At 64.0% G+C, this 12659-nt stretch carries 10 protein-coding genes; 5 read left to right on the plus strand and 5 right to left on the minus strand.

The window, feature by feature from the left end; genetic code table 11:
- Positions 1-25: 25 nt before the first annotated feature.
- The 5 genes from QA640_RS29615 to hpaR all read right to left on the minus strand — a co-directional run bounded on the left by QA640_RS29615 (position 26) and on the right by hpaR (position 7800).
- The gene (locus QA640_RS29615; RefSeq protein WP_283036399.1) at positions 26-3295 is read right to left on the minus strand and encodes a transglutaminase family protein; all 3270 of its coding nucleotides are present in this window, start codon (positions 3293-3295) and stop codon (positions 26-28) included.
- Between the two features lie 148 nt (positions 3296-3443).
- Complete coding sequence (locus QA640_RS29620) at positions 3444-4967, minus strand: altronate dehydratase family protein (RefSeq protein WP_283036400.1); 1524 nt, start codon at positions 4965-4967, stop codon at positions 3444-3446.
- Positions 4968-5059: 92 nt separating this feature from the next.
- A complete protein-coding gene (locus tag QA640_RS29625) occupies positions 5060-5836 on the minus strand; it encodes an aldolase/citrate lyase family protein (RefSeq protein ID WP_283036401.1) in 777 nt (258 codons plus the stop codon).
- Positions 5837-6029: 193 nt separating this feature from the next.
- Positions 6030-7115 carry a malate/lactate/ureidoglycolate dehydrogenase gene (locus QA640_RS29630; protein ID WP_283036402.1) on the minus strand — a complete coding sequence of 362 codons (1086 nt, stop codon included), beginning with the start codon at positions 7113-7115 and terminating at the stop codon, positions 6030-6032.
- Between the two features lie 163 nt (positions 7116-7278).
- Positions 7279-7800: a homoprotocatechuate degradation operon regulator HpaR gene (gene hpaR / locus QA640_RS29635; RefSeq protein WP_283036403.1), complete on the minus strand. Its 522-nt coding sequence runs from the start codon at positions 7798-7800 to the stop codon at positions 7279-7281.
- Between the two features lie 111 nt (positions 7801-7911).
- On the opposite strand from hpaR, the gene hpaH reads away from it, so the two are divergent.
- The 5 genes from hpaH (at position 7912) to QA640_RS29660 (ending at position 12645) form a co-directional block, all read left to right on the plus strand.
- Positions 7912-8718: a 2-oxo-hept-4-ene-1,7-dioate hydratase gene (hpaH, locus tag QA640_RS29640; protein WP_283036404.1), complete on the plus strand. Its 807-nt coding sequence runs from the start codon at positions 7912-7914 to the stop codon at positions 8716-8718.
- Between the two features lie 30 nt (positions 8719-8748).
- Complete coding sequence (locus tag QA640_RS29645) at positions 8749-9147, plus strand: 5-carboxymethyl-2-hydroxymuconate Delta-isomerase (RefSeq protein ID WP_283036405.1); 399 nt, start codon at positions 8749-8751, stop codon at positions 9145-9147.
- Entirely contained in the window at positions 9140-10678 is a 1539-nt protein-coding gene (gene hpaE / locus QA640_RS29650; RefSeq protein WP_283036406.1) for a 5-carboxymethyl-2-hydroxymuconate semialdehyde dehydrogenase, read from the plus strand. Before QA640_RS29645 ends, hpaE begins: the two co-directional genes overlap by 8 nt.
- Before the next feature lie 110 nt (positions 10679-10788).
- Positions 10789-11772 (plus strand): 3,4-dihydroxyphenylacetate 2,3-dioxygenase, encoded by a 984-nt coding sequence (gene hpaD, locus QA640_RS29655; protein ID WP_283036407.1) that lies wholly within the window; start codon positions 10789-10791, stop codon positions 11770-11772.
- A 3-nt stretch (positions 11773-11775) separates the two neighbouring features.
- Entirely contained in the window at positions 11776-12645 is an 870-nt protein-coding gene (locus QA640_RS29660; RefSeq protein WP_283036408.1) for a fumarylacetoacetate hydrolase family protein, read from the plus strand.
- The last annotated feature ends 14 nt before the right edge of the window (positions 12646-12659 follow it).

Genomic DNA, 12659 nt, shown 5'->3' on the forward strand with positions numbered 1-12659 from the left:
GCCTCTCCTTGCCATACCCGCATACTCAATGCAGGAGCGGCGTGCGTAAGTCGAGGGTCAGCGGAAACTCAATTGTGCGCTCCTCTGGGGGCGGCTGGCTGGGGCCCGGCGTATGGCCGTGGTCCTGGAAGCGCGCCAGCCGCCGCGCCTCGGCCTCGTAGGTGTTGACCGGCTTGGTGTCGTAGTTGCGCCCCCCGGGATGGGCGACGTGATAGACGCAGCCGCCGAGCGAGCGGCCGTTCCAGGTGTCGATGAGGTCGAATGTCAGGGGCGCGTGGACCGGGATGGTCGGGTGCAGGCCGGAGGCCGGCTGCCAGGCCTTGAAGCGGACGCCGGCGACGGCCTCGGCGGAACGACCGGTCGGGGTCATCGGCAGGCGGCGGCCGTTGCAGGTCACGACGTGCCGGCCCTCGATGAAGCCCTCAGCTTTCACCTGAAGTCGCTCGACCGAGCTATCAACATAGCGAACGGTGCCGCCGGCTGAGCCTTCTTCGCCGAGCACATGCCAGGGCTCCAGCGCCTGGCGCAATTCCAGCGTCACGCCGCCATGATGGACGCGGCCAAAGGCGGGGAAACGGAATTCGAGCTGGGCCAGATACCATTCCGGCTCAAAGGGATAGCCCGATTGCTTCAACTCAGAAAGCACGTCAACGAAGTCTTCCCAGATGAAGTGAGGCAGCATGAAGCGATCATGCAGCGCGGTACCCCAGCGCACGAACTTGCCGGCTTGCGGCTCGCGCCAGAGCTTGGCGATCAGCGCGCGGACCAGGAGTTGCTGCGCCAGCGACATGCGCGGATCGGGCGGCATCTCGAGCGCGCGGAATTCGACCAGGCCGAGCCGCCCCGTCGGACCTTCCGGCGAATAGAGCTTGTCGATGCAGATCTCGGCGCGATGGGTGTTACCGGTGATATCGACGAGCAGATGCCGGAACAGACGGTCCACCAGCCACAGCGGCGTCTGGTAGCCCGGCGGCGGCACGTGCGAGAGCGCAATCTCGAGCTCGTAAATGCTGTCATGGCGCGCCTCGTCGATGCGCGGCGCCTGGCTGGTCGGGCCGATGAACAAGCCGGAGAAGAAGTAGGATAGCGAGGGATGGCGCTGCCAGTACAGGACCAGGCTCTTCAGCAGATCGGGCCGGCGCAGGAACGGCGAGTCCTGCGGGCTCGAGCCGCCGACCACGACGTGATTGCCGCCGCCGGTGCCGGTGTGACGACCATCGACCAGGAAGCGGTTGGCGCCAAGCCGCACCTTGGCGGCGTCCTCATAAAGACCGGACGTGATATCGACCGCCTCGCGCCAGCTTTTCGCCGGCTGGATGTTGATCTCGATCACGCCGGGATCGGGCGTCACCTTGATGACGTCGATGCGCGGATCGAACGGCGGCGGATAGCCTTCGACATGGACCGGCAGCTGCATCTCCTCGGCTGTGGCTTCGAGCGCGGCGATCAGCTCGAGATAATCCTCGATCCGCTCGACCGGCGGCATGAAGGCGCAGAGCACGCCATCACGGATTTCGACCGCCATCGCGGTGCGTACAGGGATTGTGGTGTTGAGATATTCAGGTGCAACGCGCGGCGGCGATGGCGGCCGCGGCATGCGGCTGAATACCGGCAGCTGCTTGCGCACCTCCATAGGGTCCTGCTCGATGATGTAAGGATATTGATTGGGCGGGACGTAGCCGAGCGAGCCCATCGGCAGCCGCAGCCCCAAGGGCGAGTCGCCGGGCGTCAGGAACAAATGGCTGCGCCGCAGACCCCAACGTTCGCTGCGCCAGCGCGGCGGCGCATTCCAGCGCTGCACCGGCAGCACGAAGCCGCGCGGCGTGCCGAGGCCCTGGTCGAACACCCGCGCCATGCGCGCACGCGCTTCCGGATCGGACAGCTTGGAGTCTGAGGGATCGACATTGGCGGGAAGATCGGCCTCCTTCTGCAGCCAGTAGGCGGGATCCTCGTAAGCCGGCATGATGTAGCCGGGGTCGAGCCCGAGCCGCGCAGCCGTACCCTCCATGAAGGCCTCGGCGTCCTTGACCTCGGCGCGGCGGGGAGTCTCGATCTTCGCGATCAGGTCGGCATTTTTCCAGATCGGGACGCCGTCCTTGCGCCAATACAGACCAAAGGCCCAGCGGGGCAGGCTCTCGCCCGGATACCATTTGCCCTGGCCGTAGTGCAGCAGGCCACCTGGCGCAAAGCGCGCGCGCAGGCGCCGGATCAGGTCATCGGCAAGCGCACGCTTGGTGGGACCGACGGCCTCGGTGTTCCACTCCGGGGCTTCGAGATCGTCGACGGAGACGAAGGTCGGCTCGCCGCCCATGGTGAGCCGTACGTCTTGCGCGGCGAGGTCGCCGTCGACCTGCTCGCCGAGCTCATTGAGCCGCGCCCAGGCTTCGTCGGAGAAGGGCTTTGTGATGCGCGGCGCTTCGCGGATGCGCCTGACGCTCATGTCGAAGGCGAACTCGACCTCGGCAAAGCCGGCGCTGCCGGAGATCGGTGCCGCCGAGCGATAGTGCGGCGTCGCGGCCACGGGGATGTGCCCCTCGCCCGCCAGCATGCCGGACGTTGCGTCGAAGCCGATCCAGCCGGCACCGGGCAGATAAACCTCTGCCCAGGCGTGCAGGTCGGTAAAATCCTTCTCGACCTCGGGCGGCCCCTCGATCGGATCGATGTCGGGACGGATCTGGATGAGGTAGCCGGAGACGAAGCGCGCCGCGAGGCCGAGATGGCGCAGCGTCTGGATCAGGAGCCAGGCGGAGTCGCGGCAGGAGCCGGCGCAGGATGTGAGCGTCTCCTCCGGGGTCTGCACGCCCGGCTCCATGCGGATGATGTAGCGCACCCGCTCCTGGAGCTTGCGATTGAGCTCGACCAGGAAGTTGACGGTGTTGCTCGCGTCACGCGGGATCGACGCAAGATATTCGGCAAACAGCGGCCCCGGCGTGATGGTCTCGAGATAGGGCGCGAGCTCGGTCCTCAGATCTCTGGGGTATTGAAAGGGAAAGCTGTCGGCATAGGGCTCGACGAAGAAGTCGAACGGGTTGACCACCGTCATCTGCGCCGTGAAATCGACCTCGATCTTCAGCTCCGTCGTCTTCTCCGGAAAAACGTAGCGCGCCAGCCAGTTGCCTTGCGGATCCTGCTGCCAGTTCACGAAATGATTGGGCGGGGTGACCTTGAGCGAATAGCTCAGGACCGGCGTCCGCGTATGCGGCGCCGGCCGCAAGCGGACGGTCTGCGGGCCGAGATCGATCGGACGGTCGTATTTGTAGTGCGTGACGTGGTGTAGTGCGACGTAGATCGACACGGATGCGGTGCTCCAGCAGCTTTTTTGAGCAGAACACCTGACGTCATCGCGATCAAGCACTAACAACGGGCAGCGCGTGCCTACGGCACAGGCGAGAGGTGACTTGGCGAAGGCAGTGACGCCACTCTCTACTCGCCATTCACCCGTCTCACATCGTGGCGCCGATCACCCAGGGCGCAAACTCTGCGCCGCCGAAGTCGAAGCTCTCGCTCTTGGTCGGCTGGCCCGAGGCCGTCTTCAGGATCAGATCGAAGATGCGCTGGCCGCACTGCTCGACCGTCTCGGAGCCTTCGAGGATGGTGCCGCAATTGACGTCCATGTCCTCTTCCATGCGCTTGTACATGGGCGTATTGGTCGCAAGCTTGATCGACGGCGCGGGCTTGCAGCCGAACACACTGCCGCGGCCCGTCGTGAAGCAGACGAGATTGGCGCCGCCGGCGACCTGGCCGGTCGCAGCAACCGGGTCGTAGCCGGGCGTGTCCATGAATACAAAGCCTTTCTTCGTCACCGGCTCGGCATAGCGAAGCACGTCGACGAGATTGGTGGTGCCGGCCTTGGCCATCGCACCGAGCGATTTTTCGAGGATCGTGGTGAGGCCGCCGGCCTTGTTGCCGGGGCTCGGATTGGCATTCATCTCGGCGCCTTCGCGCTCGGTATACTCTTCCCACCAGCGCATGAGATCGACGAGCTTTTCGCCGACTTCGCGGCTGACCGCGCGGCGCGTGAGCAGATGTTCGGCACCGTAGGTCTCCGGGGTCTCCGACAGGATCACGGTGCCACCGTGACGCACGATGAGATCGCTGGCCGCGCCGAGCGCGGGATTGGCCGACACGCCGGAATAGCCGTCCGAGCCGCCACATTGCAGCGCCACGGTCAGCTCGCTCGCCGGTACAGCTTCGCGTTTCACGTTGTTGGCGTCAGCGAGCGCCTCGCGCACGAAGGCAACGCCGGCCTCGACCGTCTTGCGGGTGCCCCCGACCTCCTGGATGTCCATCGCCCGCAGGCGACCTGCGAGCTTCTGCTCCTCCATCAGCCCGCCGATCTGGTTCACCTCGCAGCCAAGGCCCAGCACGATCACGTGGGAGAAATTGACGTGCCGCGCGTAACCGCCGAGCGTACGGCGGAGCAGCGTCAACGGCTCGTTCTGCGTCATGCCGCAGCCGGTCTTGTGCGTCAGCGCGACGACACCATCGACGTTGGGGAATTCGGACAGCGGATTTTCACCGGTGAAGGGATTCTTCTTGAAGACGTCGGCGACGAGGCCTGCGACATGCGCGCTGCAATTCACCGAGGTGAGGATGCCGATATAGTTGCGCGTGGCGACGCGGCCGTCGGGACGGCGGATGCCCTCGAAGGTCGCGGGTAAATCGAAATTCGGCGTCGGCTTGACGTCGGCGCAATAGGCATAGTCCTTGGAAAAATCGCCCATGCCGCAATTCTGCGTGTGCACGTGCTGGCCGGGCGTGATCGGCGCGGTGGCAAAGCCGATGATCTGGCCGTAGCGCTTGACCGGCTCGCCGACCGCAATCGGCTTGATCGCGACCTTGTGCCCCGACGGGATGCGGTCGACGGTCGTTACGCCGTCAGCCACCAATGTTCCAGGCGGCAGGCTCGCACGCGCGATCACCACGCCATCATCAGGATGCAGGCGGATGACAGGGGCTGGGGTCATAGGGTGTCTCCTTCGGAAGCGAGAATAGTGTGTGGCCAATGGAAAAAGGAAGTAACGCTATTCGCTACTCCCTGTTCGCCATTCACCCGCGGTTAGGCTTTGCCGCCGGAATCCTTCCGGGTCTGGTTCACCTGCATCTTAGCGTAGGTCGACATCAGACCAACCTCGTTCGACAGCGTCACCAGCTTGAACCCCATGTTGATGGCGCGCGCGGCACCTTCCGCGCCGCTGCAATGGATGCCCACGTTGAGGCCGCGCTTGCCACATTCCCTAATGATCTTCTCGTAGATCGCGAGGATCTCAGGCTCGGTGCGGTCGAGCTTCGGCTCGAGGCCGTAGGAGAATCCGAGGTCGGACGGGCCGATATAGACGCCGTCGAGGCCCTCGACGTCGAGGATTGCTTCCATGTTCTCGACCGCCGTCCTTGTCTCCATCATCGGCAACAGCACGATCTCGTCATTGGCCGTCTTCTGATAGGTGCCCGCAGTGCCGTACATGCCGGCGCGGATCGGCCCGTTCGAGCGCACGCCCTTCGGCGGATATTTCGAATAGGAGACGAGGTTCCTGGCTTCCTGCGGCGTGTTGACCATCGGGCAGATCACGCCATAGGCGCCGCCATCGAGCACCTTGCCGATGATGCCAGGTTCGTTCCAGGGCACGCGCACCATCGGCGTCACGGGATGCTTGCCCATCGACTGGAAACACTGCACCATCGACAGATAGTCCTGCACGCCATGCTGCATGTCGACAGTGACGCTGTCGAAGCCGCATTGCGCGATCACCTCGGCCGAGAAGCCGGAAGGAATCGCGAGCCACGCATTGACGACGGCCTTGCCCGACTTCCAGATCTCTTTGACTTTATTCACCACGTTGCCTTCCTTCCCTATTGTTGTCATCGCCGTCATTGCGAGCGCCCTGTCCGCCGAAGCTCGAAGAGCGAAGGCGGAAGCGAAGCAATCCAGAATCTTCCCCGGTGGTTCTCCGGATTGCTTCGTCGCTTCAGCGCAAAATTGCTACGCATTTTTGCCGCGAGCTCCTCGCAATGACGAATTGCGTCCAAGCCTAGCTCGTCGCCCTCTGAATGCTGGTCTCGCTGACACCGACGTCGCGGGCTGTATTCACTATCGCCGCCCAGGTTTCATCCGGCAAGGGCACGCCGTTCCTTGTGCGCTCGGCCCGGGTCTTCCGCTCGGGGTCGCCGGGGATCAGGACATGTTCGACGCCGGCCATCGGCTTGGTGGCCCGGATGAAGTCGACATAGCGCGACACTTCGGCGTCGAAAACATCTGAGGTATCGACCACCTTGGGATCGACAAAGAACGCGAGCATGCCATTGGCGAAGCGGCGGCCGCCGGAGGTGGCGCCGGTTCCCGTGAGCGCGCCGCCGAGCAGCTCGCAAATGAACGCAAGGCCCGAGCCCTTGTGCTCGCCAAAAGCGCGAATCGCGCCCGTTCCCTGGGTGTGGTCGCGCAGACCGTCAGGCGTGTAGGGCCCATAGAGAACGACCGGGTCCTCGCTCAGCGTTCCGTCGGAATCCACCAGCGCGCCCTTGGGCAGCTTCTTGCCGCCGCGGCTTGCGACCAGCACCTTGCCCTCGGCGACGATCGACGTCGCAAAGTCCAACACGATCGGATCCTGGCCCTCGCGCGGGATGCCGACGCAATAGGGCGCGGTCGAGAGCCGCTTCTCGACGCCGCCGAACGGCGCGACCAACAGCGATCCTGCAGCGTTGACGAAATAAACAGAGACCAGCCCTTCAGCCGCGGCCATCTCGGCCCAGTCGCCGACGCGGCCGATATGGCCGGCATTGCGCAGCGCGACTGCTGCGAGGCCCGCCTTCTTGCACTTCTCGATGCCGATCTTCACCGCCTGCGGTGCGACCGTCTGGCCATAGCCGAACTTGCCATCGACCACTGCGAGCGAAGGCGTGTCGAGCACAACCTCGGCGCTCTGGTTCGGCACCACCGAGCCGATCTTCTTCCAGCGGATATACACGGGCACACGGATCACGCCGTGGCTGTCATGGCCGGTGAGATTGGCTGTCGTCAGATAGGTCGCGATACGTCTGGCTTCCTCCGGTGACGACTCCGCATGCGAAAACACGTCCGTGACGAAGTCGATCAGCTTCTGAACCTGAATGATGACCATAACGGGTCTGTTCGCCTCTTCCTTGTTCCCTGCCGAATGAAGCCGCGGAAGATGCGACATCAGTGACGGCGCCGATTTTGGGCGGATCGGCTTGGGCGGCACTTTGAGCGAAAAAAAGCGGCCATGTCCATGCTTCTTGCCGCTTTCGCGCGCATATCTGGTTTCACTCCTCGGCTATTGCCTCGTCCGCACTTCCAAGTTCTGAAAGGCTCTGCTCGAGCTCGCCCAGCATCTCCTGAAGCTCGGTGAGCTTGCGTGCGCCAAAGCGTCGCGTGATCTCCGCATAAATCGCTTCCGACGTCGGCGCCACGACCGCCATCAACTTCACGCCTTTCTCCGAGATCGACACCATGCTGCGGCGCTGATCTTCTTTTGCCGTCTTCCGCTCGATCAGATGGCGGGCTTCGAGATCGCGAAGGATGCGCGACAGGCTCGGCCCGAGAAGAAACGCCGTACGCGCGAGTTCCGTGACCTCGACCGTGTCGATTGCCGCGAGCGCGCGCAGGATGCGCCATTGCTGCTCGGTGAGACCATGCTGGCGCAGCGAGGGCCGGAACTGCCGCATCACTGCCTCGCGCGCCCTCAGCAGCGCCATCGGCAACGAGCGCGAAAACTCGCGCATCGGCACCTGTCGCACGGCAGGCGCGCTTGCGTTCGCAGGATCGGCCGGTTTCTTCTTCGCCATGGCGCCCGCCCTCAAACCTCGAGATGTTTGCATTGCAGCAAGCCCGAATTGGGTTTGACGAGTTCACTTAACATGTTAAATATCTCGGCATTACGATTTGTAAGATCACGGATGGCGCTTTCCAAAGACGATATCTTGAGATGCGCGAAACGTCTGCACCAGGCGGAGCAGACGCGTGCGCAAATCAGGCAGCTCTCGCAGGACTATCCCGCGATCACCATCGCCGATGCTTACGCGATTCAGAAGGCCTGGGTCGACATCAAGCTCGCCGAGGGCCGCATCGTCAAAGGTCACAAGATCGGCCTGACCTCGAAGGCGATGCAGAGCGCGCTCAACATCGACGAGCCGGATTCCGGCGTGCTGCTCGACGACATGTTCTTTGCCGATGGCGGAATGGTGCCGACGGACCGCTTCATCGGCACCCGTGTGGAAGCCGAGCTTGCCTTTATCATGAGCAGGCGGCTTTCAGGTCCCGCCTGCACGATGTTCGACGTGCTCAACGCTACCGACTTCGTGGTGCCCGCGCTGGAAATTCTGGACACGCGGATCGAGCGCGTCGACCCCAAGACCAAGGCAACGCGAAAAATCTTCGACACCATCGCCGACAATGCAGCCAATGCCGGCATCGTGCTCGGCGGCCGACCGATCCGGCCGCTGGAAGCCGACCTTCGCTGGATCGGCGCGCTGTGCTTCAAGAACGGCCAGCTCGAGGAGACCGGGCTTGCCGCCGGCGTGCTCAATCATCCTGCCACCGCCGTGGCCTGGCTCGCCAACAAGATCGCGCAGCTCGGCCTTGCGCTGGAGCCCGGCCAGGTCGTGCTCGCCGGCTCTTTCATCCGTCCGATCGAGGCCCGTAAGGGCGACACAATTCAAGCCGATTATGGCGCTTACGGCTCGGTGAGCTGCTACTTCGCCTGACAAACGAGAAGCACAGGGAGTGAAACCGCCATGCCGCATTTCACGATCGAATATTCGGCCAATCTCGACGGCCGCGTCGATATGGGCGCGCTGTGCGAGCTCGTGCGCAAGGCGGCGGTGGAGACCGGCATCTTCCCGGTCGGTGGAGTCCGCGTCCGCGCGATCAAATGCGAGCATTACGCGATCGCCGATGGAAGCAAAGGTCTTGCTTTTCTCGACATGGTGCTGCGCATCGGCGAAGGTCGCGATCTCGCCACACGCAAGAAAGCCGGCGAACACGTCTTCCAGACGCTCTCCAGATATCTCGATCCTGTCTTCGCGAGCTCGAAGTTCGCCCTGTCGTTCGACATGCAGATCAACGACAAGGAGACGAGTTGGAAGCGCAACAACATCCACGATGCTCTGAAAGTGGAGGCCGCCCATGGATAAGCCCATACCGAAAGGCGATGTGTTCCAGGCCAACCGCGACCGCGCCGCACCGCTGCTGAAAAAGCTGCGCGCCGACGGCATCGGGCACATGATCGACGGCAAGGCCGTCGCCTCGATCTCGGGCGAGATTTTCGAGACGAAATCGCCGGTCGATGACGCGACACTCGCGAGCGTCGCCCGCGGCAATGCCGAGGATATCGACCGCGCCGCGACCGCGGCCGCCCTCGCCTTCAAGCCCTGGCGCGACATGGAGCCCGCGATGCGGCGCAAACTGCTGCATCGGGTCGCCGACGCGATCGAGGACAATGCCGACGACATCGCCGTGCTCGAATGCATCGATACGGGTCAGGCCTATCGCTTCATGGCGAAGGCCGCGATCCGCGCCGCCGAGAATTTCCGCTTCTTCGCCGACAAATGCGCGGAGGCCCGCGACGGCCTGAACACACCGAGCGAGGAGCATTGGAACGTCTCCACCCGCGTACCGATCGGCCCCGTCGGCGTGATCACGCCCTGGAATACGCCGTTCATGCTCTCGACCTGGAAAATCGCTCCTGCCCTGGCCGCCGGCTGCACCGTCGTGCACAAGCCGGCCGAATGGTCGCCGGTCACCGCCGATCTCCTCGCCAGGCTGGCCAAGCAGGCCGGAATCCCTGACGGCGTGCTCAACACCGTGCATGGCTTTGGCGAAGAGGCCGGCAAAGCGCTGACCGAGCATCCGGCGATCAAGGCGATCGGCTTCGTCGGCGAGAGCGCAACCGGCTCGGCAATCATGAAGCAGGGCGCGCCGACTCTGAAGCGCGTGCATTTCGAGCTCGGCGGCAAGAACCCGGTGATCGTGTTCGACGACGCCGATCTCGACCGCGCGCTCGATGCCGTCGTGTTCATGATCTACTCGCTCAACGGCGAACGGTGCACCTCGTCCAGCCGCCTTTTGGTCCAGGCGAGCATCGCGGAGAATTTCGTCGAGAAGCTCACCGCGCGCGTGAAGGCGCTGAGGGTCGGCCACCCTCTCGATCCCGCGACCGAGATCGGGCCGCTGATCCACGAGCGGCACCTCGCCAAGGTCTGCTCCTATTTCGACGTCGCACGGCAGGAGGGTGCGGTCATTGCCGCCGGCGGCAGGGCCCATGACGGCCCCGGCGGCGGGCATTACGTGCAGCCGACGCTGGTGACCGGCGCGCACAGCAAGATGCGCGTGGCGCAGGAGGAGGTGTTCGGCCCGTTTCTGACCGTGCTGCCCTTCCGCGACGAGACCGAAGCCGTCGAGATCGCCAATGACATCCGCTATGGCCTGACCGGCTATGTCTGGACCAACGACATGGGCCGCGGCTTGCGCGTCGCGGACGCGCTCGAAGCCGGGATGATCTGGCTGAACTCGGAAAACATCCGCCATTTGCCGACGCCGTTCGGCGGCATGAAGGCCTCAGGCATCGGCCGCGACGGCGGCGACTATTCGTTCGACTTCTACATGGAAACCAAGCACGTCTCGCTCGCGCGGGGCACGCACAAGATTCAGAAACTGGGAATTTAGAATCACGGTCGTTCCGGGGCGATGCGAAGCATCGAACCCGGAACCTCGAGATTCCGGGTTCGGTCCCGACGGTCCGCCTCGGAATGATGGACTGGAGAGGGGAAACGCAAATGCCCGTACCGCAACACATCTTCGAGCCGCCCTTCAACATCATCCGTTCGAGCCACGCCGTGCTCGACGTGACCGATCTGAAGCTCAGCCGCGAATTTTACGAGACCACGGTCGGGCTGCATGTAGAAGATGCCGACGACAACGTCGTGTACCTTCGCGGCGCAGAGGAGCGTCAACATCATTCGCTGGTGCTACGCAAGGCCGCCATGCCGGCCTGCAACCGCCTCGGCTTCAAGGTCGGCGACGAGAAGGATCTCGACAACGCGGCCGCCTTCCTCACCGAGAACGGTCTCGAGCACGCGTTCGTCGAGCAGCGCTTCCAGGGCCGCACGCTGCAATTCACCGATCCTTTCGGCTTCCAGATCGAGCTCTACGCATCGATGGAGAAGCGGCCGCATCTGCTCCGGCGCTATGATCTCTACCGGGGATGCCACCCGCAGCGGCTCGATCATTTCAACGTCTTCGCCGCCGAAGTGCAGGACACGGTCGATTTCTACGCAAGGCTCGGCTTCCGCCTCACCGAATATGCCGAAGAGGATGGGCCGAACGGCCGCATCGCCGCCGCCTGGATGCATCGCAAGGGCAATGTACATGACTTCGCGATCACCAACGGCAAAGGCCCTCGCCTGCACCACTTCGCCTACTGGACGCCGACGGCGATGAACATCATCCATCTCTGCGACGTGATGGCCTCGGCGGGATTCGTGAAGAACATCGAGCGCGGTCCCGGGCGCCACGGCATCTCGAACGCATTCTTCCTCTATGTCCGCGATCCCGACGGCCATCGCCTCGAGCTCTACACCAGCGATTATTTCACCGGCGACCACGATCACGAGCCACTGCGCTGGTCGCTGCGCGATCCGCGCAGGCAGACGCTGTGGGGCGCGCCGGCCCCGCGCTCGTGGTTCGAGCAGGGCTCGCCGTTCGCGGGACAGGCGGTGCGCGAGCCGAAATTCGTGGCCGACGTGCTGGTGGCGGACTGAGTGATGGCACGCCCTCGCCTCGCCACCTATTCCGTCAAGGGTGCAACCAGATACGGCGCCGTCGTCGACGGCGGCCTCGTCGATCTCTCCGCGCGCCACGCCAAGGACTATCCGACGCTGCGCGAGGTGATCGCGGCGGGCAAGCTGGCAAGCTTTGCAGAAGAAGCTGCCGACCGTACGCCGGATCATGCGATCGCCGACATCACCTGGCTGCCCCCGGTGCCTGCGCCGGAAAAGATCATTTGCATCGGCGTCAACTATCCCGACCGCAATGCCGAGTACAAGGACGGCCAGGACTTGCCGAAATATCCGAGCATGTTCATGCGCTCGCCCCGCTCCTTCGTCGGCCACGAGACACCGCTGGTGCGCCCGCGCGCCTCCGCGCAACTCGACTATGAAGGCGAGATCGTTCTGGTGATCGGCAAGGCCGGCCGGCACATTCCGGAAAGCACCGCGCTCGATCACGTCGCGGCGCTCACGCTCTGTAACGAAGGCTCGGTGCGCGACTGGCTGCGACACGCCAAGTTCAACGTCACGCAGGGAAAGAATTTCGATTCCAGCGGCAGCCTCGGTCCGTGGCTGGTGCCCTACACCGAGGAATCGCAGATCGCCGACATTCGCCTGACCACGCGCGTCAACGGCGAGTTCAGGCAGGACGACCGCTCCAGCCGGCTGATCTTCCCGTTCCGCTATCTCATCAACTACATCTCGACGTTTGCGACGCTTGTCCCCGGCGACATCATCGTCACGGGCACGCCGACCGGCGCCGGCGCGCGCTTTGATCCGCCGCGCTATCTCGAGCCCGGTGACGTCGTCGACGTCGAGGCCGAGGGCATCGGCCTGTTGCGCAACGGCGTCGTCGACGAAGCCTGACATCTGAATTGGAA

The organism is Bradyrhizobium sp. CB82, from assembly GCF_029714405.1.
Classification (GTDB): domain Bacteria; phylum Pseudomonadota; class Alphaproteobacteria; order Rhizobiales; family Xanthobacteraceae; genus Bradyrhizobium.

Bases quoted from the DNA above. Each gene is read 5' to 3' on its own strand.
- QA640_RS29620 (WP_283036400.1), bottom strand. From the start codon at position 4,967: ATGACCCCAGCCCCTGTCATCCGCCTGCATCCTGATGATGGCGTGGTG.
- QA640_RS29630 (WP_283036402.1), bottom strand. From the start codon at position 7,115: ATGGTCATCATTCAGGTTCAGAAGCTGATCGACTTCGTCACGGACGTG.
- hpaR (WP_283036403.1), bottom strand. From the start codon at position 7,800: ATGGCGAAGAAGAAACCGGCCGATCCTGCGAACGCAAGCGCGCCTGCC.
- hpaH (WP_283036404.1), top strand. From the start codon at position 7,912: ATGGCGCTTTCCAAAGACGATATCTTGAGATGCGCGAAACGTCTGCAC.
- QA640_RS29645 (WP_283036405.1), top strand. From the start codon at position 8,749: ATGCCGCATTTCACGATCGAATATTCGGCCAATCTCGACGGCCGCGTC.
- hpaE (WP_283036406.1), top strand. From the start codon at position 9,140: ATGGATAAGCCCATACCGAAAGGCGATGTGTTCCAGGCCAACCGCGAC.
- hpaD (WP_283036407.1), top strand. From the start codon at position 10,789: ATGCCCGTACCGCAACACATCTTCGAGCCGCCCTTCAACATCATCCGT.
- QA640_RS29660 (WP_283036408.1), top strand. From the start codon at position 11,776: ATGGCACGCCCTCGCCTCGCCACCTATTCCGTCAAGGGTGCAACCAGA.